This is a genomic window from Ancylobacter defluvii (assembly GCF_018390605.1).
Classification (GTDB): domain Bacteria; phylum Pseudomonadota; class Alphaproteobacteria; order Rhizobiales; family Xanthobacteraceae; genus Ancylobacter; species Ancylobacter defluvii.
The window spans coordinates 29,891-54,104 of sequence record NZ_JAHBGD010000019.1 but is presented as its reverse complement, the minus strand read 5'-3'; the positions used below and the strand labels follow the sequence as shown (position 1 = coordinate 54,104).

The following is a 24,214-nucleotide window of genomic DNA, read 5'->3' as shown; positions in this document are numbered from 1 at the left end:
ATGGCAACTCCTCACACCGGCTCCTATTACGCCGCCACCGCCAAGCCCTACGCGCCGTTCCCGTGCCTCACAGAGAGCGTCGAGGCGGATGTCTGCATCGTCGGCGGCGGCTTCACCGGCATCAATACCGCGCTGGAACTCGCCGAGCGCGGGTTGAAGGTGGTGGTGCTGGAGGCCAACCGTATCGGCTGGGGCGCCACGGGGCGCAATGGCGGGCAGATCACCGGCTCGCTCTCCGGCGACGTCGCCATGGGGCGCGAATTCCGCCGCACGCTGGGTGCGGCGGCCGACGACTATATCTGGAACCTGCGCTGGCGCGGCCATGCCATCATCCGCGAGCGCGTCGCCCGATACGCCATCGACTGCGATTTGAAGCACGGCCATCTGCAGGCCGCCACCAAGAAGGTGCATGTCGGCGAGCTGAAGGCGATGCACGCCGAGGCGGTGGCGCGCGGCATGGGCGAAGACGTGTCGCTGGTCGAAGGCGAGGCGCTTGCCTCGCTCATCGAGGTGCCGATCTATCTCGCCGGGCTGCACAATCGCCGCAACATGCATGTGCATTCGCTGAACCTGGTCATCGGCGAGGCGGTGGCAGCGGCCGGGCTCGGGGTGCGGATCTTCGAGGACAGCGAGGTCACGCGCCTCACACCAGGCAAGCGGCCGGTGGTGGAGACCGCGCAGGGGCGGGTGACGGCCGACACGGTGATGCTGGCCGGCAATGCCTATCACCGGCTCGGCCGGGGCAAGATGCGCGGCGTGCTGTTCCCCGCCTCGCTCGGCATTCTCGCCACCGCGCCGCTGGACGAGGCGACGGCACGGGCGATCAACCCGCTGGACATCGCGGTCTATGATAACCGCTTCGTGCTCGACTATCACCGGCTGACCGCCGACCGGCGGCTGATCTTCGGCGGCGGTACCAATTATTCGGGCCGCGACAGCGCCGACATCGCCGCCGAGCTGCGCCCGGCACTGGAGCGCACCTATCCGCGCCTCAAGGGCGTCGGCATCGATTTCCAGTGGTCCGGCAAGGCCGGGATCATCGCCAACCGCATCCCGCATCTGGGGCGGGTGGCGCCGAACATCTTCTATGCCGAGGGCTATTCCGGCCACGGCATCGCCACCACGCATATCGTCGCCGAGATCATGGCGCGGGCCATCACCGGCACCATGGGCGAGTTCGACGTGTTCGACGCCGTGCGCCGCCTGCGGCTGCCGATGGGCGCATGGCTCGCCCACCAGTCCCTGGCACTGGGCATGTGGTACTACACGCTGCGGGAGCGGCTGCGATGACGCGCGCCCCGATCCACCTCTTTTCGCCCGCTGCCACGGTCCGCTTTCGCGACGATCGGGCGCTGGCGCACGCCTTCACGACACGAGTCCGAAACGGACCGAACCCACCAGAGAGGACCAGATGAGCAACGACATGGGAAAGATCCGCATCATGCCCGGCGCGGGCAATCACGGTCATGGCGGTATCAGCCGCCGCGACCTGATGAAGTCCGCCGCCGCGCTCGGCCTCGTCGCCGGGGCCGGCGGCCTGCTGATGCCGGGCGCCGCCCGCGCCGATGAGCCGAAAAAGGGCGGGCAGCTGCGCGCCGGCATTCTCGGCGCCACCACCAACACCAACGACCCGGCGCTGCGCCAGGACGAGTTCGGGGTGATGGCCGCCTACACGACCTATAACCACCTCGTCGAGCTGAACCCCGACAAGACCATCAAGCCCGAGCTGGCCGAGAGCTGGGAAGCCAAGCCCGGCGCCACCGAATGGATCTTCAACATCCGCAAGGGCGTCGAATTCCACAACGGCAAGACGCTGACTGCCGACGACGTGATCTATTCGATCAACCGCCATCGCGGCGAGAAGTCCCAGTCCGGCGCCAAGAGCCTGATGGCGGCGATTGCCGACATCAAGAAGCTCGACGCCAACCAGATCCAGGTGACGCTGAAGAGCGCCAATGCCGACTTCCCGTATAATTTCACCGGCGACCACATGGCGATCACGCCGGACGGGTTCGAGGACTGGATGAAGCCGGTCGGCACCGGCGGCTACAAGCAGACCTCGTTCGAGCCCGGCGTGCGCGCCACCTGGGTGCACAACAAGAATTACTGGAAGCCCGGCCGCGCCCATGTCGAGGAGGTCGAGTTCCTCGTCCTCAACGACACCCAGGCCCGTATCGCCGCGCTGCAATCCGGCCAGATCGACGCGCTCGGCCTTGTCGACCCGGCGGCGGTGGAGATGCTGAAGGGCAATGCCGGCGTGCAGGTGGTGAACTCCTCCGGCGGCCAGTTCTGGAGCTATGCGCTGAATTGCAAGAAGGGTCCCTTCACCGATCCGAACCTGCGCGAGGCGATGAAGCACGCCATCGACCGCAAGAAGATCCTCGATATCGTGCTGCGCGGCAATGGCAAGATCGGCAACGACCAGCCGCTCGCCACCACCGACCCGATGTTCAATCCCGATCTGGCGCAGACCCCCTACGATCCGGAAAAGGCGAAGTTCTTCCTCAAGAAGGCCGGCATGGAGAGCTTCAAGATCGAGCTCAACACCTCCGACGCCACCTTCGCCAACTCGGCCAATGTCGGCCAGCTCTACCGGCAGGCGGCGCTGCCGGCGGGCATCACCATCGATGTCGTCCGCCAGCCGGCCGACGGCTACTGGGACCAGATCTGGCTGAACGTCGACAAGCCGATGACCACCGGCGTGTGGATGGGCCGGCCGACCGCCGACATGATCATGTCGATGGTCTATGCCTCGGCGGCGCCATGGAACGAGTCGTTCTGGTCCAATGCCCGCTTCGACGAACTGCTGGTGCAGGCGCGCGGCGAGCTCGACGCCGGCAAGCGCAAGGCGATGTATGGCGAGCTGCAGACGCTGATCCACGACAATGCCGGCCATGTGGTGCCGGTCTTCGCCGACTTCATCGACGCCTACAGCCCGCGGGTGAAGGGCCTGATGCCGACGCCGTCCTGGTACCTGATGGGTGCGCGCTTCACCGAACGCGTCTGGCTCGAAGGCTGATGCTGGTCATTCTCGCCAAGCGGCTGGCCATGGGGATCGTTCTGGTCCTCATGGCCTCCGCCCTCCTGTTTTTTGCCGGCGAGCTGCTTCCGGGCGACTTCGCCACCAAGCTCCTCGGCTCCTCGGCAACGCCGGAGACGGTGGAGGCGCTGCGCCGCTCGCGCGGCGTCGACGCCCCCGCGCTCGCGCGCTACCTGCAATGGCTCGGCGGCTTGTTCCGGGGCGACCTCGGCACCTCGCTGACCAATGGCCGCGAGATCGCGCCGCTGATCGCCACGCGGCTGAAGAACACGCTCATTCTCGCCGGTGCCGCCGCCCTGATCGCGGTGCCGCTGGCGGTGGGGCTCGGCACGCTGGCGGCGATCTTCCGCAACCGGCTGTTCGACCGCGCGATCCTCGTGCTGTCGATGGTGACGGTGGCGACGCCGGAATTCTTCTTCGCCTACATGGCGATCGCCGTGTTCGCGGTGAACCTGCACTGGGTGCCGTCGATCTCCATCATCACCGCCGGCATGAGCTTCGAGCGCATGCTGCCGCTGCTGGCGCTGCCGGTGCTGACGCTGGTGATCACCTCCTGCGCCCACATGATCCGCATGACGCGGGCCAGCATCGTCTCGGTGATGGATTCCGACTATGTCGGCACCGCCCTGCTCAAGGGCCTGCCGGAATGGAAGGTGGTGGTGCGCCACGTGCTGCCCAACGTCATGAGCCCCATCGCCGCGGTGGTGGTGCTGAATCTTGCCGACCTGGTAGTCGGGCTGATCATCGTCGAGGCCATCTTCGCCTATCCCGGCATGGGGCAGCTGATGGTCGATTCGGTGTCGAAGCAGGACATCACCGTGGTGCAGGCCTGCGGGCTGATCTTCGCCGCCACCTATATCCTGCTCAACATGATCGCCGACCTGTTGGCGATCGCGCTCAATCCCCGGCTGAGATATGCGCGATGAGCCTTTCTGACGCCACGGCCCGTCCGGCCGCTCCCTCCCGCCTCGCCGGCCTGCCGGTCGCGCTGGCGGCGCTGTTCTGCCTCGCCTGCCTCGTCTGCGTGATCGGCGCCGACTGGATCGCTCCCTATGGCGAGGCCGATCTGGTCGCCATGCCCTGGCAGGCGCCAGATCTCGCCCACCCCCTCGGCACCGACCAGCTCGGGCGCGACATGCTCTCGCGCATCATCTTCGGCGCCCGCACCTCGATCGGCCTGTCCCTGGCCATCGTCACCCTGGCCTTCGCCGTCGGCGGGGCGCTGGGTCTGGCGGCGGTGACGCTGGGCGGATGGGCGGACGCGGTGATCAGCCGTATCGTCGACCTGTTCATGGCGCTGCCGCCGCTGGTGCTGGCGCTGCTGGCGCTGAGCGTCTCCGGCACCTCGCTGGTGACGCTGACGCTGACCGCCGCCTTCATCGCCAGCCTGCGGGTGTTCCGGCTGACCCGCTCGCTCGGCATCGACATCGCGGCGCGCGACTTCGTCGATGTGGCGCGGCTGCGGCGCGATTCCACCGCCCGCATCATGTGGCGGGAAATATTGCCCAATGCGGCGATCCCGCTGATTTCCGAATTCGGGCTGCGCTTCGTGTTCGCCTTCCTGTTCGTCGCCTCGCTGTCCTTCCTCGGCCTCGGCGTGCAGCCGCCAATGGCGGATTGGGGCGGCATGGTGCGCGAGAATGTCGGGGCGCTGAACTATGGGCGGCTCACTCCGCTGGTGCCGGCGGGGTTCATCGCCCTTCTCGCCATCAGCGTGAACCTGATCGGCGACTGGCTGGTCGCCCGGCGCGGAGGCGGACGATGAACACGATGACGCCGCTGCTGGAGATACGCGGCCTCCATATCGACGCGACACTGCCAAATGGCAGCACCGCGCATCTGCTGCAGGACATCTCGCTGACATTGGCGCGCGGGCAGGTGCTGGGACTGATCGGCGAATCCGGTGCCGGCAAGTCGACGCTCGGCCTTACCGCGCTCGGCGCGGTGCGCGGCGGCGCCTATGTGCGTGCGGGCGAGGTGCGGCTCGGCGGCATCGACCTCCTGACCGGCGGGCCGGCGCTGCTGCGCGACATTCGGGGAAGGCGGGTGGCCTATGTCGCGCAATCGGCGGCCTCGGCCTTCAACCCGGCGTTCCGGCTGATCGACCAGGTGATCGAGACCAGCGTGCAGCGCCGGCTGATGAGCAAGGCCGATGCGCGCCGGCGGGCGATCGAACTGTTCGCCAAGCTGGAATTGCCGTCACCGGAGACCTTCGGCGAGAAGTTCCCGCATCAGGCTTCCGGCGGTCAGCTCCAGCGCGCGATGACCGCGATGGCGATGTGCGCGCGGCCGGACCTCATCGTGTTCGACGAGCCGACCACCGCGCTCGACGTCACCACCCAGATCGAGGTGATCCTCGCCATGCGGCAAGCGATCCGCGAGGAGGGCATGGCGGGACTGTATATCTCGCACGACCTCGCTCTCGTGGCGCAGATGGCCGACGCCATCATGGTGCTGCGGCACGGCAGGATGGTCGAGACGGGTTCGGTGAAGCAGGTGATCGAGGCCCCGGCGACGGAATACACCCGCCAGTTGATCGCCGCTCGCGGCCTGCGCCATGCGGTGCAGCCCGAGCGTCCGCCACTGCTGGAGATGCGGGGCGTCACCGCCGGCTACGGCAATGTGAACATCGTCGAGAATCTGAGCCTCGTCGTGCCGGAGGGGCGCACGCTGGCGGTGGTGGGCGAATCCGGCTCGGGCAAGTCGACGCTCGGCAAGGTGATCTGCGGGCTGCTGCCGGCAAAGGCCGGGCGCCTGGTCTTTGCCGGACGGCCATTGGAGCCGGACATGCATCGGCGCCCGCTCGACGACCTGCGCGACATCCAGATCGTGCACCAGAACCCGGACATGGCGCTGAACCCGCGCCAGCGGGTGCGCGAGATCATCGGCGCGCCGCTCGGGCGTTTCCAGGGCCTGTCCGGTGCGGCGCGCGAGGCGGCGGTGGCGGCGCTGCTGGAACAGGTGGAACTCAAGCCGGAGCTCGCCGACCGCCGCCCCGGTGCGCTGTCCGGCGGGCAGAAGCAGCGCGTGTGCATCGCCCGCGCCTTGGCCGCCCGCCCGCGCCTGATCGTCTGCGACGAGGTGACGAGCGCGCTCGACCCGCTGGTCGCCGACGGGGTGCTGAAGTTGCTGGCGCGGCTGCAGGCGGAGGAAGGGGTGAGCTATTTCTTCATCACCCACGACTTCGGCGCCGTCGAGGCGCTGGCCGACCATGTGGCGGTGATGCGTAATGGCGCCATCGTCGCGACCGGGCCGACGGCGCAGGTGCTGCAACCTCCCTATCATCCCTATACCGAAGCGCTGATCCGCGCCGTGCCGGAGCTGCGGCTCGGCTGGCTCGATGCCGTGATCGCTGCCCGCAAGACACGTTCGCAAGACGCATTTCCAGACCGGAGACCATCATGAACCGTGACGCCAGAGCGCTTCTCATCGCCGCCACCGGCGAGGATCCGGAGCCCTATCGGGAGGCGCTGAAGGCCCACATGCCCGATCTCGTTGTGCATGACGAGAGCGAGAGCTACGACCCGGCCAGTATCGCCTATGCGCTGGTGTGGAAGCCCACGGCCGGGCTGATGGCGCGCCTGCCCAATCTGGAGGCTATCTTCTCCATGGGTGCCGGCATCGACCATGTGCTGGCCGATCCGGAACTGCCGCCCGGCCCGCCGATCGTGCGGCTGATGCATGACAAGACCCGCGAACAGATGCGCGACTACGCCCTGCATGCGGTGCTGCATTATTACCGGCTGATGGACGTCGCCAGCGCCCAGCAGGCAAGCAGGAAGTGGGCGTTCCTGCAGATCCGCGACAAGGCCAAGCTGAAGGTCGGCGTGCTCGGCCTCGGCGAGATGGGCGGGGCAGCGGCGCGCGCGCTGGCAGGGCTCGGCTTCTCGGTCCTCGGCTGGTCGCGCAGCGCCCGGCAGATCGACGGCGTGACCAGCTTCTCCGGTGCCGACGGGCTGAAGGCGATGCTGGCGGAGAGCTACTTCCTCCTCTCGGTGCTGCCGGCGACCGAAGACACGGTCGGCATCCTGAATGCCGAGCTGTTCGCGGCGCTGCCCAAGGGGGCGGTGGTGATCAATATCGGCCGCGGCAACCATCTGGTGCCGGCCGACCTGCTGGCGGCGCTCGATTCCGGCCATCTCGCCGGCGCGGCGCTCGACGTGTTCGACCCCGAGCCGATGCCGCAGGACAGCCCGTTCTGGACGCACCCCAAGGTGCGGGTGACGCCGCATATCGCCAGCGACGGCAATGCCGAGATCTGCGGCGATGCGGTGACCGCCAATATCCGCCGCATCGAGACCGGCCTGCCGCCTGAGCCGGTGGGCGACCGCGCCCGCGGCTACTGAGAACTGAACGGAGAACCTATCATGAGCACCATTCTTGTCATCGACGCCGTCAGTCCTGGCGAGCCGGTCCTCGGCGCGCCGCGCCCGGAGCGCGTCATTGCCGGCGATCCCTCCAACAAGACATGGGATCTGGAGAAAACCCCGGATGGCAAGGTCGAGACCGGCGTCTGGGAAGTGGCGCCCGGTGCGTGGAACGTCGTCAAGGACGGCTGGGAGTTCATGCATATCGTCTCCGGCCATTCGGAACTTACCGAGGAGGGGGGCGAGACGGTGGTGCTGAAGCCGGGCGTCAGCTTCGTCATGCGACCCGGCTTCCGTGGCGTGTGGAACGTTATCGAGACCACCCGCAAGATCTGGGTAACCTACGAGGCGTGACGCCGATCAGGGGCGCATGTGGGAAGATGAACATCTTCCCACATGCGCTGGTGCGCTCGATCACGATGGGCCTCGTCACACGTGATGGCGACGAACGTGAAGCCGCGCTGCGGGCCATGGGGCCCTCGGCCATTCATCGCTTCGGGTTCAAGGCATCGTTCAGCGCGTCGCCGATGAGGTTCAGGCTCAGCGTCGCCAGGAACAGCGCGAGGCCGGGAAACGCCGCCATCCACCAGGCGCGGTTGAAGAATTCCTGCGCGTTGTGGAGCATGGTTCCCCAGCTCATCACATTCGGGTCGCCGAGGCCGAGAAAGGCGAGGCTGGTCTCGAGCAGAATGGCGCCGGAGATTTGCAGCGTGCCGTTGACGATGATCGGCGGCAGGGCATTCGGCAGGATCTCGCGGATGATGATGTCGCGATTGGACATGCCGAGGCTGCGCGCCGCCTCGACGAAGTCCCGCCGCTTCAGCGTGAGGAACTCGGCCCGGATCAGACGGGCGGTGACCGGCCAGGCGAGGATGCCGATCACCAGGACGATGTTCCAGATGCTCGACCCGAACAGGGCCACGATCACGATGGCCAGGAAGAACTGCGGCAGGATCTGGAATAGTTCGGTCACCCGCATCAGGGCGTCGTCGACCCAGCCGCCGAAATAGCCGGCGATGCTGCCGAGGGTGATGCCGATCACCGACGAGGTCACCATGGCGAACACGCCGACGATCAACGACGTCCGCGCGCCGAAGATGATGTTGCTCAGCACGTCGCTGCCGAGACTGTCTGTGCCCAGCCAGTGGGTGGCCGAAGGCGGCACGAAGGAGCGGCCGATGTCCAGTAATCCATAGGGCGCCAGCGCGGGAGCGAGGATGGCGGTCAGCAGGAAGACGGTGGTGACCGCCATGCCGAAAACCGCGGTTTTCTGCCGGCGCAATCGGCGCCAGGCGCGCCGGCCGGGTCCCGCGGGCACGCTCATCGATACGGGAAGGCTCATCGACATGGCGGCCTCACTGGTAGCGGATCCGCGGATCGAGCAGCCCATAGATGATGTCCACGAGCAGGTTGGCCACGATCACGAAGAAGGAGATGAAGATGAACATGCCCATCAGCAGCGGATAGTCGCGCGAGTTGATGGCATCGAAGGTCAGGCGGCCAAGTCCCGGCCAGGCAAACACCGTCTCGGCGAGCACGGCGCCGGCGATCAGGCCGGGAATTTCCAGCCCGACCACCGTCACCACCGGCAGGAGCGCGTTGCGCAGCGCGTGGCGCAGCAGCACCGTTCGCTCGGAATGCCCTTTGGCGTAGGCGACCTTCACATAGTCCTGCCCAACCACCTGCAGCATGCTGGCGCGGGTGAGGCGCATGATGAGGCCGAGATTGAAGATGGTCAGCGTCGCCACCGGCAGCACCATGTGGTGGGCGAGGTCGAGCGCGTAGCGCCAGCCGGTATAGCCTTCGCGCAGGTTGCTCATGCCCTGGATCGGAAACCAGTTCAGATGGTAGCCGAAGGCGAGGATCATCATCTGCCCGAGCCAGAAGATCGGCAGCGAGAAGCTGGTCAGCGACAGGAAGGTCAGCGCGGTGTCCACCGGCGAGTTGGGGCGCCGCGCGGCGAGAACCCCGAGCAGAACGCCGAGGATGGCGGACAGCGTGTACTGGCTCGCCATCAGCAGCAGCGTCGCGGGAAAGCGCTCAAGGATCAGGTCGAGCACGGGCGCGCTCGATACCAGCGAATAACCGAGATTGCCGCTCAGCACCTGGAGGACATAGCGCCAGAGCTGGACCAGCAGCGGCTGGTCCAGTCCCATCTCGGCGCGCAGGCGGGCGACGACCTCGCTGTCGGCGCCAGCTTCGCCGATGATGTAGTCGACCGGATCGCCCGGCGCAGCGTGGACGAGGAAGAAGATCACCGTTACCGCGCAGACGAGGAGCGGCACGATATAGAGCAACCGCCGGATGACGAAGACCAACAGACTCATCGTCCGCTCCCGTTGGATGCCGGAGATAGCCGGCTCATTTGCCGGAAATCTGGTCGAGCGTGCCGTAGCCGGTAACGTCGTCGGTGACGCCAACGACGTTGGCATTGAAGGCGATGGGGTAATAGCGGTCCCACAGCCACCAATGCGGCACGTCCTCGGCAATCAGCGCCGCGGCCTGGTGATAGAGCTGCACGCGCTTCTGCTCGTCGATTTCCTGCGCCGCGGTATTGAGCAGCTCATCGACCTTCGGATTGCAGTAGCCGGAGGCGTTGCGGCCGAACAGGGGCTCGATGCGTGAGCACAGGAAGAAGGTCTGGGCGCCGATCGCCGGATCCGGGCCACTGGCGAAGGAGCCCATGGTGATGTCGAAATCCCATTTCACGAAGGCGCTGTCGCGCCACGCGCCGGCGTCCATGCCCTGGTCGATGAGCTCGACGCCGACGGCGGCGAAATTGCTGCGCATCAGCCGGGCCACATCGTTCAGCGGACCTTCGGCGAGCGAGTAGCTGACGCGCAGCGAGAAGCGCTTGCCGCCGGCATCCTTCGGGAAACCGGCCTCGTCCAGTATCTTGTTGGCGAGCGCCGGATCGTAGTCATATTGCGGCACGTTCTCCGTGTAGAAGATCGGCTGTTCGGAAGAAATCGGGCCGCCCTTGGAAACCTTGCCGAATCCGAAGCCCGCCTTTTCCAGCATCGCGGCGCGGTCCATGGCGTGGTAGAGCGCCTGCCGGACCTCCTTCTTGGCGAGAGGTCCCTTCCGTGTGTTCAGGAACGCCTGATACTGGCCGGCAATGACGCGCTTCTGGAACGCGACGGTGACGTTCTTGCTCTCGCGCAGCCGATCGACCTCGCCGAGTGGCATCGAATTATAGGTGATGAAGTCGATATCGCCCTTCTCGATGGCGAGGCCGCGCGACGCCTCGTTCGGAATGATCTGGAACATCAGCCGCTCGATATGCGGCAGCCCCTCGACATGGTAGGCGGGGTTTCGCTCCATCGCGATATAGCTGCCCTTCTTGTACTCCTTGAATATGAAGGGGCCGGTGCCGATCGGCTTGAGATTGGTCGGGTTCTTCCGCGGGTCGCCGCCATCGTCGAAGATATGCTTGGCGACGATGGTCGAAGAGTTGAAATAGGCCAATCCGCGCAACAGCGGCGGATAGGGATATTTCAGCTTGAAGACTGCCGTGGTCTTGTCCGGCGCGGTGATGGAGTCCACCGCCTCCAGCAGGCCTGAAGCCGGGCCATTATACTTCTTGTTGACGTTCCACAGGCTCCAGGCGACGTCTTCGGCGGTGAAGGGCACGCCGTCATGCCATTTGATGTCGTCATAGAATTTGAAAGTATAGGTCAGCCCGTCGGGCGAGATCTCCCACGACTTGGCGAGCGAGGGCACGACCTGGCCGTCTTTGTCGAGGCGCACCACCGTGCTGTAGATCTGGCCGCCGACGATGCTCGACGAGATGTCCGTGGTGATGGTCGAGTTTATGACGGCAAGGTCGCCGGGAATGCCGACGACAAAGGTGCGGATCGGCTTGCCTTGCGCGAATGCGGCGGGCGCGGCCAAGGCGGACATCGTGGCGGCGACCAGAAACGACACGGCTTTGGCGGACATGGCAGCTCTCCGGAATCGGATGGTTGGGGGGATGTCCAGGCGCGGGAAACCCCGCGCCCGCCTGCACTGTCGGCTCAGTTCTTCCAGTAGACGACGTCGAAGGCGCCATAGCCGGTCGGGTCGTCGAGCAGCCCCTCGAGCCTGGCGTTGAAGGCGATGGGGTAGTAGCGGTCCCACAGCCACCAATGCGGCGCGTCTTCGACCAGGATCTTCTGCACTTCGCGATAGAGCGCCACGCGCTTGGCTTCGTCGCCTTCGCGGCTCGCCTTGTCGAAGATCTCGTCGAGCTGCGGGTTGCAATATCCCGAAGCATTCCGTGCCATCAGCCGTTCGATGTTGCGGCAGACATAGATGCGCTCGACGCCGACGGCAGGGTCCGGCCCGGTCGAGAAGCTCCCCATGGTGATGTCGAAGTTCCAGTCCTTGAACGCGGTGTCGCGCCACGCACCGCTGTCCATGCCCATGATCTCGAGATCGACGCCCACGGCGGCGAAGTTGACGCGCATCAGCCGCGCCACGTCGTTCATCGGCCCTTCCTTGAGGTCGAAGCTGACGCGCAGCTTGAAACGCTTGCCATCGGCACCGCGGGGGTAACCGGCCTCGTCGAGCATCTTGTTGGCGAGCGCCGGATCATAGCCGTATTTGCGCACGTCCTCGGTATAGAAGATCGGCTGCTCGGAGGAGACCGGGCCGGCGGAAATCTTGCCGTAGCCGAAACCCGCCTTCTCCAGCATGTCCGGCCGGTTCAGCGCATAATAGAGAGCCTGACGGACTTCCTTCTTGGCGAGGGGACCTTCGCGCGTATTGAGGAAGGCCATGTACTCGCCGGCGATCATCCGCTTGGCGAAGGTGACGACCAGTTCCTTGTTCTTGCGCAGCGTCTCGGTCTCGCCGAGCGGCATGGCGTAATAGGGGATGAAGTCGATATCGCCCTTCTCCAGCGCGATCGACCGCGCGCCTTCATTGGGGATGATCTGGAACACCAGCCGGTCGAGATGCGGCAGGCCCTCGAGATGGAAGTTCGGGTTCTTCTCAAGGATGATGTGGCTGCCCTTCTTGTATTCCTTGAACACGAAGGGACCGGTGCCGACCGGCTTCAGGTTGGCCGGGTTGTTGCGGGGATCCTGGCCATTGTCGAACAGGTGCTTGGGCACGATGGTCGACGAGTTGAAATAGGCCAGCCCGCGCAGCAGCGGCGGCGACGGGTATTTCAGCTTGAACACCACGGTGTCGGCATCCGGCGCGGTAATCGATTCCACCGGCGCCAGCAGGCCCGAGGCCGGCCCGTTATACTTCTTGTTGACGTTCCACAGGCTCCAGGCGACGTCTTCCGCCGTAAACGGCGTGCCGTCATGCCACTTGATGCCCTCATACAGGTGGAAGGTGTAGGTCAGGCCATCCGGGGAGATATCCCAGGACTTGGCGAGATAGGGCAGCACCTTGCCGTCGCGGTCGAGGCGGACGATGGTGCTGTAGACCTGTCCCGAGATGTTGCTGGACGAGATGTCGGTGGTGATGGTCGAGTTGATCACCGGCGGATCGCCCGGCAGCGCCACCACCATCGCTCCGCCCTCCTTGCCGCCCGCAGGCGTGGCCTGAGATGCGGTGCTGCCGACGGCAGCCAATGCCAGCGAGACGAGCGCGATGCGGGCGGTCGCGCCGCCGCATCGCAGACTTTTCGCGATCATGCTTTTCATGCGGACGCCCCTATGCTCTGGACTCTGTTGTGTTCTTGGGGTGCAGGCTGGTCGAGAAGCGGGTAATGGCAGGCGGCGAAGCGTCCCGGTGCGTGCTCGCGCAGTTCCGGCACATCGACGGCGCAGCGCTCGCGGCGGTGGGGACAACGCGGATGGAAGGCACAGCCGCTCGGCGCGTTCATCGCCGATGGGATGTCGCCCTTCAGCACGATGCGCGTGCCGTCCTTGCGCGGGCCAAGCCGGGGCACGGCGGAAAGCAGCGCTTCGGCATAGGGGTGCAGCGGGCGCCGGTAGAGCGAAGCGGTGTCGCTCAGTTCAACCAGCCGGCCGAGATACATCACGCCGACGCGGTCGCTGATGTGGCGCACCACCCGCAGATCGTGGGAGATGAACACATAGGTGAGGCCGAGACGCTTCTGTAGTGCCACCATCAGGTTGAGCACCTGCGCCTGGACCGAGACGTCGAGGGCCGAGACGGCTTCGTCGGCGATCACCAGCTTGGGGTCCAGCGCGATGGCGCGGGCGATGCAGATGCGCTGGCGCTGGCCGCCGCTGAATTCGTGCGGATAGCGATGGATATGCTCGGCCCGCAGCCCGACCATATCGAGAAGCTCACATACCCTTTCGACCCGCTGCGCCGGCGTGAGCAGGCCGTGGATGCGGTAGGCCTCCGTCAGGATGGAGCCCACCGTCTTGCGCGGGTTGAGCGCCGAATAGGGATCCTGGAACACGATCTGCATGTCGCGCCGGCGGCCGCGCATCTCCTCCGGCGACAGCGTCGCGAGGTCTCTGCCCTCGAACAGCACCTGCCCGGTCGTCGGCGGATCGAGATGCAGGATGCAACGTCCGAGCGTGCTCTTGCCGCAGCCCGACTCGCCGACGAGGCCGAGCGTTTCACCGCGACGCACCGACAGCGATACGCCGTCGACCGCCTTCACCGCGGTCAGGCCGGTCTTGAAGAACAGTTTGCGGCCGGGGAAATATTTACGCACATCGACGAGCTGAAGCAGTGGCGCCTCGTCGCGCGGGGCCATCTGCTCCGGCATCGTGCCGTCGATGCTTGCGGTGTGTTCAAGCATCATGGAGCCAACACCTGACCTGATGACCGGAATGGACGGCGTGCAGCAGCGGCTCCTGCGAGCGACAGCGCTCATGCACATGCGGGCAGCGGGTCTGAAAAGCGCAACCTGCCGGCAATTCAGCGAGATTTGGCACCACGCCGCCGATCACCGGCAGGAGCCGATCCTCCGGCAGATCGCCGTCGAGGCGGGGAACCGAACGCATGAGGCCGATCGTGTAGGGATGCATCGGCTCATCGAACAGTGCGGCAACTTCGGCGACCTCGACGATCTGGCCGGCATACATGACGGCGACCCGATCGGCGGTTTCCGAGATGACGCCGAGATCGTGGGTAATCAGCAATACCGAGCAGCCGAAATCGCGCTTGAGATCGCGCAGAAGATCGAGGATCTGCGCCTGGATGGTGACGTCGAGCGCCGTGGTCGGCTCATCGGCGATGATGAGCTGGGGCCGGCAGGCGAGCGCGGTGGCAATCATCACCCGTTGCCGCTGGCCGCCGCTCAGTTCATGCGGAAAGCTCGCGAGCCGGGCCTGCGGATCAGGAATGCCGACACGCCCGAGAAGGTCGCGCGCCTCGTCGAGCGCCTCCCGCTTTGAAAGCCCGCGATGGAGCCGCAGCACATCCGCGACCTGTTCGCCGACGCGCAGCACGGGGTTGAGCGAGGTCATCGGCTCCTGGAAGATCATCGCGATGCGATCACCGCGAACTTTCTGCATCTGCCGCACGGAAGCCTGGGCGAGATCCGCCCCCTCGAAGAGGATCTGTCCTTCGACGATCCGTCCCGACGGCGGGATGAGACGCATCACCGAATGAGCGGTGACGCTCTTTCCCGAGCCGGATTCCCCGACCAATCCGACAACCTCGCCGCGACCAATATCGAGATCGACGCCGCGAACGGATTTCACGACGCCATCTTCCGTGCGGAAGTGGGTGTGAAGGTTGCGGATGCTGATTACCTCCTCCGGCAAGACGCCCTCATCGCTTCTGGCAGGCCCTTTGGGGGCATTGGAGGCGCCCGCGCACCGGACGCCTCCCGCATTCATTGGTTAGACGGTCTCGTGCTGGACGTGTTCGACGCGCTGCTCGTCGCTGAGCTGGAGGCGCCAGCCATCCGGATCGCGCAGCAGAGCGTTCTTGCGGCCGGTCGACGGGGAGGGATGCACATCCCGGTAGAAGCTGATGCCCTTGCTCACCAGGTCGGCATGCGTGCCGTCGATGTCCCGGACCCTGAAGGAAATGTGGTTGATCCCCGGGTTCTCCTCGGTGAGGAGTTGATGGATCTCGAATATCGGCTGGTTTTCGCCCGGCAGCTGCAGCTCGGCCGAGCCGCCATGATGATCGGTCCAGTTCAGGAGCTTGAAGCCCAGCTTCTGATAGAATTCCACGAATTCTTTCACGTCTCTGACGATCAGTTCGATGTGGTCAATGCCGACAATCATGGATGTGTCCTCGTTACATATAGTTTCAGGCACACAGCATGCGCATCTGCAGCTGTTTCTGCTTCTTAAGACGTTGTGTCGACTGCGCCCCATCGCGGATGCGCAGGATCTTGATGAAGGCTCAACCTTCCAAGTCGGTTTCGCGCCGACCTTAGCTGCCGAACCGATCTAACCAATTTCTTGACCAATTAAAGACCGGCTCCGGATTGGTTTGCAAGCGCCATTCGCGCCGCAACGCATTTTTTGCCGCTTGACAGCATCGGTGACACTCGCCATGACCTTTTCTGGTCGAATAGTCCGCAGGCTTCGGCATGGAGAAAGCGATGGAATTTGCGGACGTGGTAGTTGCCGCCGAAATTCAATCCGGCAGAGAGCTCGCAGCCTATACCCAGCTGCAGGCCTTCCTTGCCCAATCACAATTGGCTCCCAATCAGCGCCTGCCGGCGGAGCGTGAGCTTTGTGATCTGCTGGGGGTTTCGCGTGGCGAATTACGCAAGGCGCTTGCAATCGCCGAAGCCGATGGCCAGGTCTGGCGCCACGTAGGCAAGGGTACCTTTGTCGGCCCTCGGCAGTCCGACGGGCCGATGGAAATCGTCAATCTGGCGCATCTGACCAGCCCGGCAGAGGTGATGCGGGCGAGGATCCTCTTCGAGCCCATGATGGCCCGTGAAGCGGCTATAAATGCCACCTCGGCGAATATATCCGAAATGAACCTCTGCCTTTTGCGGGGAAGCGAGGCGACGTCATGGCGCCGAGCTGAGCATTGGGATAACCGTTTGCATCGAGCCATTGCTGAATCGGCTCGAAATTCACTTCTTCTTGTTATGTTCGATACGTTGAATACTGTTCGCAGGGCCGTTGCTTGGGGGCGACTAAGAGAGGATGCGAATGGGCCGCAGCCGGGACGCCGGGAGTTCAAGGAGCACGTGGATATCGTCTCGGCTATCTCGAACCGAAATCCGGAAAGCGCCGAAAAATTCATGCGACTTCATCTTGATAATGTAGCTTCTAAGGTGTTTGGATTAGATTAGGCATTAAATATTGGTTTAATTATATATTGTTTCTGAATATATTCTGCATTTTACATGAGATTTATCGCCCTCAGCGGCGCCGCGAAGCCCAGGAAGAGCGTCAGAAGAGACGCGCTCGGTTGCGGTTTGCCGTGAACACCGACAAGCACAATCGTGTGCTCCAGGCGTTCTGAGCAATGCATGTCGAGGCGATGAAATGGAGCGGCATGGGCGTGCGCGAGTACGCCGCCGCGCTGCAGCTCTCGCCGACGTTCCTGCGCATCTGGCGCGACCGGCTGGACCAGGGTGAGGTGGCGATCGATTGGCGGGTGCCGCATCTTCATCGCTCGGCCCGGGCTCGACGAATTGCTGCCCTGGGCGTGGAAAAGCACGATCCCGTCAAGAGCTGACATCAGTGCAGCCTTCTGACGGATACTTGTGGTGACATAGGCGATGGTGAGCTGGGCCGGATCGAGGCCGAAGTCGCGGGTGACGGCCAGATGAGCATCGATAGCGGCTTCCGTTCCGGGCTTCTGATCGCGTTGGCTCTGCTCGAACGGTGTGGTGGGGCGCCCGGCGGACGGGCGTCGCGCTGATACTTTGCGGCAAGGAAGGCCCTGAGCCAGCGGCGAACACAGGCTCGCAGAACGGGCAGGGCTTCAGCAGCCGCATCCCCTTTCTGGCACCTAACCGTGGCGCAATCGTCGCGGAGCTGCTCGAGGTGGCCGCGGAGCTTGGCTTCACGCCGGCCAGCGTGGCATTACGCTGGCTACTGGAGAAGCCAGCGGTGGCGAGCATCATCCTCGGGGCCCGGACCGCCAGCCAGTTCAAGGTCAATCTCGCCACCAGCAGCTGAACGCTGCCGGACGAGGCGCTGAAGCGTCTCGACGAGGTCTCGAAGCCGGCGCCGCACTATCCCAACGATTCCGAACCTGGCCATCAGGTCCGCGTTCGCTAGTCCGTCACCGTGAACGACGGCTGCGACAAGACACGGCTCTTCACTGACCGTCGGTGGGCGCGAGCCTGGCGCGCAGCGCCGCGTTCTCGGCCTCCAGCTTGGCGAGGCGCTCACGGAGCGGGTGGACCGCACGGGCCACCTCCGCCTCGGTGAAGCGCGGGGTGATGTGCTGCTGGCAGTTCCAGTCAAAGGCCTCCAGCCGCAGCCGGAAAATCCGTTCCAGCTTTGCCCTGTAGGCGACGTCGGTGACCTGGTCGGTCAGGGCGGGGTCGGCATCGAGCGCCAGTTTCTCGACATGCGCGTAGATCTTCAGTCGCGCGCGTCTGGGATAGTCCATCAGGAAGAGGCAAACCCTGTCGTTCGCCGCGATATTTCCCGTGCTGATGTACTGCCGGTTGCCACGATAATCGGCGAAGGCCAGCGTCCTGTCGTCGATCATCTTGAGAAAGCCTGGTGGGCCGCCGCGATGCTGGACGTAGGGCCAGCCGGTTTCGGAAACCGAGGCGATGTAGAAGCTGTCGCGCTCGGCAATGAAGGCGGCCTCGTTCTCGGTGAACCGCCCGAATTCGCGATGACCCTCGAAATCGGTCCAGATGTGATCGGCGCCCATCTCGGCCTGAGCGGCCCGGACACTAGGGGTCACGGCGATATCCATAAATCCATAGGACATGATGGTTCTCCGACGTGAACTCCCGGCCATGCCTCCGTCGGGCATCTCGGCCGGGAGCTTCCTTTTCAGCGGGTTCCGAGTGCGGCCGCGCGGTCAGGCGCCTCAGCGCGCCGCAACGTTGCGATCAAGGAAATCGTGGATCAGCGGGGCCATCTCGTCGAGCTTGTCTTCGAGCGCGAAATGCCCGGTGTCGAGGATGTGAAGCTCGGCCGCCGGCAGGTCGCGGAGATAGGGATGTGCGCCCTCCTCAGGGAAGATCTTGTCGTTCTTGCCCCAGACGATCAGGGTCGGCGGCTTACGCTCACGGAAGAACTGCTGGAATTGCGGATAGAGCGGGACGTTGGTGCGATAGTCGTAGAACAGGTCGAGCTGAATATCCTTGTTGCCCGGCCGATCGAGCAGCGCCTGGTCGTGCACCCAATTGTCCGGGCTGATGCGCGACAGGTCCTTGACGCCATCGGTGTACTGGAACTTCGTGATCTCGAGCGTCACGAGGCCGGACAGAGCCTCCCGGTGCTGCGCGGATCCATCCGCCCAATAGGCCTTGACCGGATCCCAGAACGCGCCCAGGCCCTCTTCATAGGCATTGCCGTTCTGGATGATCAGGCCGCTGACGCGTTCGGGATGCTTCAGGGCGAGGCGGTAGCCGACCGGCGCGCCGTAATCCATGACGTACATGGCATAGCGGGTGATGCCGAGCTGGCCGAGAAGCGTATCCACCAGGTCGGCATAATGGCCGAAGCTGTAGGAAAACGTCGTGTGATCGGGCGCGGCGCTCTGGCCGAAGCCCGGATAGTCCGGGGCGATGACGCGGTACCGATCGCCGAGTAGCGGCATCAGGTTGCGGAACATGTGCGACGACGTCGGAAAGCCGTGCAGCAGCAGCACGACAGGCCCATCCGCCGGACCGGCTTCCCGATAGAACATCTCTACACCATCGACCGTCGCGGAACGGTAGCGAACGGTGACCGGCGCGGGGGAGATATTGGGTCGGTTCATAGCGTCCTCCATCTTTGTCGAGGCCGATGAACGACGTGATGCCAGCCTCGAGAAGAGAAATAGCCCTTCCTTCTCAAGGCTTTAATCGGTAAATATTGGAAGTTATTATTCCTTATAATGGAATAATCGTGCGGCCACGCGATGCGCAGTCCGGTCGGCACGCACTGTCCGCGCACGATCCGCAGGCTTCGGCATCAGTTGAACAATCGGTTGGCGCGCAGGCGCTCGACCGCCAAGTCGACGAAGGTTCTCACCTTGGCCGGTGCGTGCCTTCCTTCTGCGTGCACGACATGGATCGGCAGCGCCTTCTCTTCATATGCGGAGAGCACGGTTTGAAGGCGTCCCTCCAACAGGGCGGGACCTATCTGGTAGGAAAGGATACGGGTGAGACCCCATCCTTGCTCGGCAGCGGTGATCGCGGCCTCGTTGGTATTGCAGAGCAGCCGGGGGCGGACGGTGACGCTGGTCTTTGTTTCCTCCCCGAACTGCCATTCGGGCGATGCCCAGGCGGCCGTCGGCGCGACGATCCGATGCTGCGCCAGATCGGCCGGAACCTGGGGAACCCCATGCTTCTCGAAATAGGACGGAGCCCCGCAGATCACCCGCTTGACCGAGCCGACCTTTATGGCGCTGAGACCGGAATCCGGCAGATGCCCGATCCGGATCGCAACATCGATGCCTTCCTCGATGATGTTCACTATGCGGTCCACGAACAGGCTGCGCCCCGTCACCGAGGGATATCGATCGAGATATTCGAGGAGAATGGGCAGCGTATACATCTGGCCGAACATCACCGACCCGGTGACGATGAGCGTGCCGGTCGGGTTGGCGTGCGAGCCTGCGGCGGATGCCTCGGCATCGGCGATGTCGGCAAGGATACGGCGGCAGTCATCGAAATACCGTCTTCCCGCCTCGGTGATCTTCACCGATCGCGTGGTCCTAGTGAGAAGCCGGACGCCGATCTGTTCTTCCAAGGCGTAGATGGCGCGCGTGATCGCCGGCGGGCTCATGTTCAACTGGCGTCCCGCCTCGGCGAAGCTCTCCGCTTCGGCAACTTTGACGAACACCTTCATGGCCTGCCAGCGATCCATTCCCATCCCCCTCGACCGCCTGGCCGCCACTGCAGGCTGCTCGCGCTTGGGCCAGGCGGTCAAGGCTCACAAAGCGGTATCGGGCGGCCGAATATTCCGCTCTGATTTAGCTTGGGCAAAAAAATTCCCGAGGCCACGGCTTTCCCTGGAGTCGCTAATACGGCGGCATCAGCATGAAGGCGGGCCGCTGAAGCCCACCCGCTGCCCGATTTCCGAATCATCCGTGCCTTGTGGCCTCAGGTAGAAGCAAAAGCGTTTCTGGCGCTCCACGATGTCGTCGTCCGGCTCGCTCGGCAAGCTGATCAACTGGTCGAACTGAAGCCGCACATGCATGTAACTGGGGATCAGTTCGCGCCAACCTTCGACATTGGCCTCGAAGATCACGACAACATCGGTCCATCTTCAAGCCTTGTCACACCTCACGAATTGTCGACGGGAGTGCACGCTCGCACTTTGCGCCATACCAAACCGGTCTGCACGAAAACCCGAGGCGGATTCTGCAATATATACATCGCGCTCTCCGGCAAGGTGCGTCGCAGCCTCAGCGTTGCTTGGTGGGCACTGTCCTGCGGTACAGGACCGGCACGGACGAGTTCCATGTAGAGGCCACCGAACGCAGCCTGTTCGAGGCGCAGCCTTTCTTATTGCCGCGCGGTCGTCTGCTGGCGCTGATACCAACCGATGCCGAAGTCACCGACCAATCCGAGGCCAATGACGGCGAGCAGGATCTGGAGCGGGCGATAGTCCAGCAGCTTCGAGAGCCATGGTTGCCGCTGGCCGAAACGGTGCCATGCGCGAGGAGAGGCTGCGGTCGTTTCAATGCGCCGGATCAATGCCAGCCGGTCCGCTCCGGGCGGCGTATCGGCGGACTGGCCAGCATCCGTCGAAGCCGCGCCACATGGGAACGGGCAGGGGGCAATCGAGCGCCTGCAAGGTCTTCCAGAGATTGACGATCAGCGCGTCCTTCTCTGCCGAACTCAGGCGTTCGAGATCCCGGAGATGCGGTCTATTCATGGCACGATCACGCCGTCGGCGATGTGGACGGCCTGCTTGAGGGCTTGCGAGCCCAAAGGCAGATCCCGACTGCCGCCTAAGATCACATCATCGGGCTGCATCGTGCCGGCCAGCCGCTCGGAGAGCCAGGGAAGGATGGTGAAATCCGTCGCTGGGTCGAAGCCGATCAGGTCCACCTGCTCGGCGGCGCTCCCGTAGCCGGATCGGCCGGTGCGAAGGATACGCTGCGCCTAAAGACCGATGAAGCCACGAGTATCGGCCCTCGGCAAGACATAGGCCGCGACCGTGCTGTCCGTCGGCTCGACGATCAGCAGCGCGTTGGTGATGTTAGTCGGTGCGTCGCGGCTCATCACCATCAGATCGGCACTACTCGGCTGAGCCCGACCTGCATGCTGGCCGTCACGCTGACCATCGCCACCACGCCGGGAGGGTTTTGGCGTCGTCCGTGAAAGCCAGTCGCTAGAAGGCGGGCGTTGGCAAAGGCGGGGTCTCATCGACTGCAGGGGAGCGAGGCCTGCTGCGGATGGTGCTCCCCTGCTGCGAACGCACTACGATGGCGCAGCGTTACGCTGTCGGTGCATCGAAGGCCTTGATCAGGGCATCGGCGATATCGGGTACCACTTGCGCCAGAACGGCCGCTCCCTTTTCCGCCGAGGCCGAGCCCGCCGAGGAGAGCACCCCGGTGGGGGGGATCGGGCGGGTGTCGAAGGGGTAGATATCGTAGGGCGGGAAATCCGCTGCCGGACCGTCGGGGATGAGTTCGCTCCGCACGAGATCGGGCCGGATGTGCAGCATGACGGAGGTCTCCATCACCGCCGCATGCTCCAGCTCCCAGCTCGGGAAGCCGTCGGGAAACAGCACCTTCTCGGTAGTCTTGGTGATGAACTCCCAATAGCCGAGCTTGATGATCTTCACGTCGCTGCGCCCGAGCATCGCCTGATCGCGTAGCGCGAGATCGGCGGCCTCGACCAGGAACCACTGGTTTTCCATATGGCCGTCGAACAGCACGATGCGGCGCACGCCGTGCCGCACGAGCTCGTTGACGACGTTGCGCACGAGGCCGATCAGCACGCCGGCATCGAGGCTGAGCGTGCCGGGAAAATGGTTGCCGCCGCCGGATTTCGGCTGTGACTTGTAGCCATAGGCCACCGGCGGGGCGACGAGGCCGCCGACACGCTCGGCCACCTCCGCTGCGATAGCCTGCGGCAGCAGGATATCGGTGGAGAGCGGCAGATGCGGACCGTGCTGTTCCACCGAACCGATGGGAAGGAACACGATCGGGTTTGCCTTCACCTTTTCCGCGAAGTCGTACCAGGTGAGATCGGCGATGAGGGTGTTGGAGACGGGCATTTCAGAAGTTCCCCGACGGCGTTGATGGCCACATGTCGCTGTTGCCGATGAGGCGATGCACGCCGATGTCGATCTGGTTGCAGCGGCGATGAATGGCGTCGAAGGAAGGTTCGAACGCCTTGTTCGTCCGCTCCACGCCGGAATGATACTCATTAAAGCCCGGCATCGCCGCCTGAAGCTCGGCGAGCAAGGCTTCTTCGTCGATCTTGGTCAGCTTGCCGTTCTCGACCACGATCTCGCCGTTCACCATCACCTTCTCGATGGATGAACCGTTCTCGCAATAGACGAGGTGGTTGAGGATGTCATTGCGCGGCGTGAAGCTCACCGTGTTGAGGTTGATGATCAGCAGGTCAGCCTTCTTGCCAGCTTCGAGCGAGCCGGCCTCGTGGCCGATCAGCGCGCTCTTGGCGCCGGCAAGCGTGCAGGCGTGCAGCACCTCGGCGGCGCTCACCCACTGCTTGTAGTCCGGCGTCGTCACCTTGTGGATCAGGCCGCAGGCATGCATCACGTCGAACATGCGCGGCGTATCGTTGGAGCAGATGCCGTCCGAGCCGAGCGCGACATTGACGCCGGCGTCGAGAAGCTGACGCACCGGGGCGACGCCGGCGCCGAGCTTCTGGTTCGAGATGGTGTTGTGAACGATGGAGACGCCGGCCTCGCCCATCAGCGCGATATCGTCCGACGTCACCCAGATCGAATGGGCGATGGTGGTGCCGGAATGCATGAGGCCGAGATCGTCCATGTAGCGCATCAACGTCTTGCCGTAGATCGCCGGGCCGGTGACGCCCTGCACCTTGGTCTCGACGATGTGGGTGTGGAACGGCACCTTCCATTCCAGCGCCAGCTCGTTCGCCGCCTGCATCAGCTCCGGCGTGCAGCGCTGTGGCGCCGAGGGGGCGACCATGAAGCGGATGCGGCCCGAGCGGCCATGGAAGGCGGCGTAGGCCTCCTTGGCGAAGTCGATATATTCCGCGGTCGTCGGCACGCCGAGCTTGGCGACCTCGGCCTGCAGGTCGGCGGGGACGTGCTCGCGCGAAAACGGGATGGAATCGAGGAAGTCCTTGTCCATCACATGGCCGGAGACGGTGGCGCGGATGCCGGCATCGTCATAGGCCTGCACGGCGGCGCCGAGCTGCGCCAGCGACTGGCGCGGCGCCTCGAAGATGTCGTCGGTCAGGCAGGTGACGCCGGTCTTCAGCGACTCGATGGCGACCACCATGGAACGCAGATAGATCATCCGCTCGGCAAGCGCCTTGGCGCCGAGAATGGGGTAGGAATAGAGCATCCACAATTCGAGCGGCAGATTGTCGTAGCGGCCCTTGAACAGCGCCTCGCCGGAATGCAGGTGCGCGTTGATGAGGCCTGGCATCACCAGCTTGCCGGCGCCCTCGATGATGGTGGCGCCGTCCGGCACCGGAAGGTTCGGGCCGATCGCCGCGATGCGGTCGCCCTCGACAAGCAGATCGCCGGTGAAGGGCGTGCTGCCGGAGGCGCCGCCCATGGCGAGCACGGTGGCACCGCGAATGAAGGTCGACATCGGTTCACTCCGTAGAAGG

The 24,214-nt window shown here is 64.5% G+C and carries 25 protein-coding genes; 10 read left to right on the top strand and 15 right to left on the bottom strand.

All coding sequences use genetic code 11. The features are described from left to right. The 7 genes from KHC24_RS14420 (at position 1) to KHC24_RS14390 (ending at position 7,761) form a co-directional block, all read left to right on the top strand. Entirely contained in the window at positions 1-1,290 is a 1,290-nt protein-coding gene (locus KHC24_RS14420; protein ID WP_213364008.1) for an NAD(P)/FAD-dependent oxidoreductase, read from the top strand. A gap of 121 nt (positions 1,291-1,411) precedes the next feature. Then, on the top strand, positions 1,412-3,019 hold the full coding sequence (locus KHC24_RS14415; protein ID WP_213364007.1) for an ABC transporter substrate-binding protein: 1,608 nt from the start codon (positions 1,412-1,414) through the stop codon (positions 3,017-3,019). After that, positions 3,019-3,966, top strand: coding sequence for an ABC transporter permease (locus tag KHC24_RS14410; protein ID WP_213364006.1), 948 nt, complete (start codon positions 3,019-3,021; stop codon positions 3,964-3,966). The genes KHC24_RS14415 and KHC24_RS14410 overlap by 1 nt, the downstream gene beginning before the upstream one ends. Beyond that, positions 3,963-4,805, top strand: a complete 843-nt coding sequence (locus KHC24_RS14405) for an ABC transporter permease (protein WP_213364005.1) — start codon at positions 3,963-3,965, stop codon at positions 4,803-4,805. Before KHC24_RS14410 ends, KHC24_RS14405 begins: the two co-directional genes overlap by 4 nt. Before the next feature lie 5 nt (positions 4,806-4,810). Next, positions 4,811-6,445 (top strand): ABC transporter ATP-binding protein, encoded by a 1,635-nt coding sequence (locus tag KHC24_RS14400; RefSeq protein WP_213364280.1) that lies wholly within the window; start codon positions 4,811-4,813, stop codon positions 6,443-6,445. Further along, entirely contained in the window at positions 6,442-7,386 is a 945-nt protein-coding gene (locus tag KHC24_RS14395) for a 2-hydroxyacid dehydrogenase (RefSeq protein WP_213364004.1), read from the top strand. Before KHC24_RS14400 ends, KHC24_RS14395 begins: the two co-directional genes overlap by 4 nt. 21 nt (positions 7,387-7,407) lie before the next feature. Continuing rightward, entirely contained in the window at positions 7,408-7,761 is a 354-nt protein-coding gene (locus KHC24_RS14390) for a cupin domain-containing protein (RefSeq protein WP_213364003.1), read from the top strand. 133 nt (positions 7,762-7,894) lie between these two features. Here KHC24_RS14390 and KHC24_RS14385 read toward each other — a convergent pair whose 3' ends face one another. The 7 genes from KHC24_RS14385 to KHC24_RS14355 form a co-directional block, all read right to left on the bottom strand. Beyond that, a complete protein-coding gene (locus KHC24_RS14385; RefSeq protein ID WP_271180570.1) occupies positions 7,895-8,731 on the bottom strand; it encodes an ABC transporter permease in 837 nt (278 codons plus the stop codon). Positions 8,732-8,762: 31 nt separating this feature from the next. Next, positions 8,763-9,734 carry an ABC transporter permease gene (locus KHC24_RS14380; RefSeq protein WP_213364001.1) on the bottom strand — a complete coding sequence of 324 codons (972 nt, stop codon included), beginning with the start codon at positions 9,732-9,734 and terminating at the stop codon, positions 8,763-8,765. A 34-nt stretch (positions 9,735-9,768) separates the two neighbouring features. Further along, entirely contained in the window at positions 9,769-11,349 is a 1,581-nt protein-coding gene (locus KHC24_RS14375) for an ABC transporter substrate-binding protein (protein ID WP_213364000.1), read from the bottom strand. Between the two features lie 74 nt (positions 11,350-11,423). Then, complete coding sequence (locus KHC24_RS14370) at positions 11,424-13,046, bottom strand: ABC transporter substrate-binding protein (protein ID WP_213363999.1); 1,623 nt, start codon at positions 13,044-13,046, stop codon at positions 11,424-11,426. Continuing rightward, the gene (locus KHC24_RS14365) at positions 13,043-14,080 is read right to left on the bottom strand and encodes an ABC transporter ATP-binding protein (protein WP_213364279.1); all 1,038 of its coding nucleotides are present in this window, start codon (positions 14,078-14,080) and stop codon (positions 13,043-13,045) included. Before KHC24_RS14365 ends, KHC24_RS14370 begins: the two co-directional genes overlap by 4 nt. Before the next feature lie 37 nt (positions 14,081-14,117). Then, positions 14,118-15,170: an ABC transporter ATP-binding protein gene (locus tag KHC24_RS14360; RefSeq protein WP_213363998.1), complete on the bottom strand. Its 1,053-nt coding sequence runs from the start codon at positions 15,168-15,170 to the stop codon at positions 14,118-14,120. Between the two features lie 3 nt (positions 15,171-15,173). Continuing rightward, a complete protein-coding gene (locus KHC24_RS14355; RefSeq protein WP_213363997.1) occupies positions 15,174-15,566 on the bottom strand; it encodes a VOC family protein in 393 nt (130 codons plus the stop codon). Between the two features lie 323 nt (positions 15,567-15,889). Between KHC24_RS14355 and KHC24_RS14350 the strand changes: the two genes are divergently transcribed. The 3 genes from KHC24_RS14350 (at position 15,890) to KHC24_RS25555 (ending at position 17,432) form a co-directional block, all read left to right on the top strand. After that, a complete protein-coding gene (locus tag KHC24_RS14350; protein WP_246546959.1) occupies positions 15,890-16,597 on the top strand; it encodes a FadR/GntR family transcriptional regulator in 708 nt (235 codons plus the stop codon). A gap of 176 nt (positions 16,598-16,773) precedes the next feature. Continuing rightward, on the top strand, positions 16,774-16,986 hold the full coding sequence (locus KHC24_RS14345) for a hypothetical protein (RefSeq protein ID WP_213363995.1): 213 nt from the start codon (positions 16,774-16,776) through the stop codon (positions 16,984-16,986). 149 nt (positions 16,987-17,135) lie between these two features. Further along, complete coding sequence (locus KHC24_RS25555) at positions 17,136-17,432, top strand: aldo/keto reductase (RefSeq protein ID WP_271180560.1); 297 nt, start codon at positions 17,136-17,138, stop codon at positions 17,430-17,432. Between the two features lie 142 nt (positions 17,433-17,574). Here the strand turns inward: KHC24_RS25555 and KHC24_RS14335 are convergent, their stop codons facing one another. The 8 genes from KHC24_RS14335 to KHC24_RS14300 all read right to left on the bottom strand — a co-directional run bounded on the left by KHC24_RS14335 (position 17,575) and on the right by KHC24_RS14300 (position 24,195). Beyond that, the gene (locus tag KHC24_RS14335; RefSeq protein WP_213363993.1) at positions 17,575-18,204 is read right to left on the bottom strand and encodes a pyridoxamine 5'-phosphate oxidase family protein; all 630 of its coding nucleotides are present in this window, start codon (positions 18,202-18,204) and stop codon (positions 17,575-17,577) included. Between the two features lie 102 nt (positions 18,205-18,306). Next, a complete protein-coding gene (locus tag KHC24_RS14330) occupies positions 18,307-19,203 on the bottom strand; it encodes an alpha/beta fold hydrolase (protein ID WP_246546957.1) in 897 nt (298 codons plus the stop codon). A 194-nt stretch (positions 19,204-19,397) separates the two neighbouring features. Continuing rightward, the gene (locus KHC24_RS14325; RefSeq protein ID WP_213363991.1) at positions 19,398-20,294 is read right to left on the bottom strand and encodes a LysR family transcriptional regulator; all 897 of its coding nucleotides are present in this window, start codon (positions 20,292-20,294) and stop codon (positions 19,398-19,400) included. A 168-nt stretch (positions 20,295-20,462) separates the two neighbouring features. Next, positions 20,463-20,678 carry a hypothetical protein gene (locus tag KHC24_RS14320; protein ID WP_213363990.1) on the bottom strand — a complete coding sequence of 72 codons (216 nt, stop codon included), beginning with the start codon at positions 20,676-20,678 and terminating at the stop codon, positions 20,463-20,465. Between the two features lie 257 nt (positions 20,679-20,935). After that, the gene (locus KHC24_RS14315; protein ID WP_213363989.1) at positions 20,936-21,127 is read right to left on the bottom strand and encodes a hypothetical protein; all 192 of its coding nucleotides are present in this window, start codon (positions 21,125-21,127) and stop codon (positions 20,936-20,938) included. 177 nt (positions 21,128-21,304) lie between these two features. Continuing rightward, positions 21,305-21,484, bottom strand: coding sequence for a hypothetical protein (locus KHC24_RS14310; protein WP_213363988.1), 180 nt, complete (start codon positions 21,482-21,484; stop codon positions 21,305-21,307). 388 nt (positions 21,485-21,872) lie between these two features. Continuing rightward, positions 21,873-22,658: a creatininase gene (locus tag KHC24_RS14305; RefSeq protein ID WP_213363987.1), complete on the bottom strand. Its 786-nt coding sequence runs from the start codon at positions 22,656-22,658 to the stop codon at positions 21,873-21,875. 1 nt (position 22,659) lies between these two features. Next, the gene (locus KHC24_RS14300) at positions 22,660-24,195 is read right to left on the bottom strand and encodes an amidohydrolase family protein (RefSeq protein ID WP_213363986.1); all 1,536 of its coding nucleotides are present in this window, start codon (positions 24,193-24,195) and stop codon (positions 22,660-22,662) included. Positions 24,196-24,214 lie beyond the last annotated feature (19 nt).

What these genes read in the sequence shown, in the direction of transcription:
- KHC24_RS14415 (WP_213364007.1), top strand. Translation starts at nt 1,412, where the DNA reads ATGAGCAACGACATGGGAAAGATCCGCATCATGCCCGGCGCGGGCAAT.
- KHC24_RS14395 (WP_213364004.1), top strand. Translation starts at nt 6,442, where the DNA reads ATGAACCGTGACGCCAGAGCGCTTCTCATCGCCGCCACCGGCGAGGAT.
- KHC24_RS14370 (WP_213363999.1), bottom strand. Translation starts at nt 13,046, where the DNA reads ATGAAAAGCATGATCGCGAAAAGTCTGCGATGCGGCGGCGCGACCGCC.
- KHC24_RS14305 (WP_213363987.1), bottom strand. Translation starts at nt 22,658, where the DNA reads ATGCCCGTCTCCAACACCCTCATCGCCGATCTCACCTGGTACGACTTC.
- KHC24_RS14385 (WP_271180570.1), bottom strand. Translation starts at nt 8,731, where the DNA reads ATGAGCGTGCCCGCGGGACCCGGCCGGCGCGCCTGGCGCCGATTGCGC.
- KHC24_RS14410 (WP_213364006.1), top strand. Translation starts at nt 3,019, where the DNA reads ATGCTGGTCATTCTCGCCAAGCGGCTGGCCATGGGGATCGTTCTGGTC.
- KHC24_RS14335 (WP_213363993.1), bottom strand. Translation starts at nt 18,204, where the DNA reads ATGTCCTATGGATTTATGGATATCGCCGTGACCCCTAGTGTCCGGGCC.
- KHC24_RS14300 (WP_213363986.1), bottom strand. Translation starts at nt 24,195, where the DNA reads ATGTCGACCTTCATTCGCGGTGCCACCGTGCTCGCCATGGGCGGCGCC.
- KHC24_RS14360 (WP_213363998.1), bottom strand. Translation starts at nt 15,170, where the DNA reads ATGAATGCGGGAGGCGTCCGGTGCGCGGGCGCCTCCAATGCCCCCAAA.
- KHC24_RS14400 (WP_213364280.1), top strand. Translation starts at nt 4,811, where the DNA reads ATGACGCCGCTGCTGGAGATACGCGGCCTCCATATCGACGCGACACTG.
- KHC24_RS14405 (WP_213364005.1), top strand. Translation starts at nt 3,963, where the DNA reads ATGAGCCTTTCTGACGCCACGGCCCGTCCGGCCGCTCCCTCCCGCCTC.
- KHC24_RS14350 (WP_246546959.1), top strand. Translation starts at nt 15,890, where the DNA reads ATGGAATTTGCGGACGTGGTAGTTGCCGCCGAAATTCAATCCGGCAGA.
- KHC24_RS14380 (WP_213364001.1), bottom strand. Translation starts at nt 9,734, where the DNA reads ATGAGTCTGTTGGTCTTCGTCATCCGGCGGTTGCTCTATATCGTGCCG.
- KHC24_RS14330 (WP_246546957.1), bottom strand. Translation starts at nt 19,203, where the DNA reads ATGAACCGACCCAATATCTCCCCCGCGCCGGTCACCGTTCGCTACCGT.
- KHC24_RS14375 (WP_213364000.1), bottom strand. Translation starts at nt 11,349, where the DNA reads ATGTCCGCCAAAGCCGTGTCGTTTCTGGTCGCCGCCACGATGTCCGCC.
- KHC24_RS14390 (WP_213364003.1), top strand. Translation starts at nt 7,408, where the DNA reads ATGAGCACCATTCTTGTCATCGACGCCGTCAGTCCTGGCGAGCCGGTC.
- KHC24_RS14355 (WP_213363997.1), bottom strand. Translation starts at nt 15,566, where the DNA reads ATGATTGTCGGCATTGACCACATCGAACTGATCGTCAGAGACGTGAAA.
- KHC24_RS14365 (WP_213364279.1), bottom strand. Translation starts at nt 14,080, where the DNA reads ATGGCCCCGCGCGACGAGGCGCCACTGCTTCAGCTCGTCGATGTGCGT.
- KHC24_RS14345 (WP_213363995.1), top strand. Translation starts at nt 16,774, where the DNA reads ATGCATGTCGAGGCGATGAAATGGAGCGGCATGGGCGTGCGCGAGTAC.
- KHC24_RS14325 (WP_213363991.1), bottom strand. Translation starts at nt 20,294, where the DNA reads ATGGATCGCTGGCAGGCCATGAAGGTGTTCGTCAAAGTTGCCGAAGCG.
- KHC24_RS14420 (WP_213364008.1), top strand. Translation starts at nt 1, where the DNA reads ATGGCAACTCCTCACACCGGCTCCTATTACGCCGCCACCGCCAAGCCC.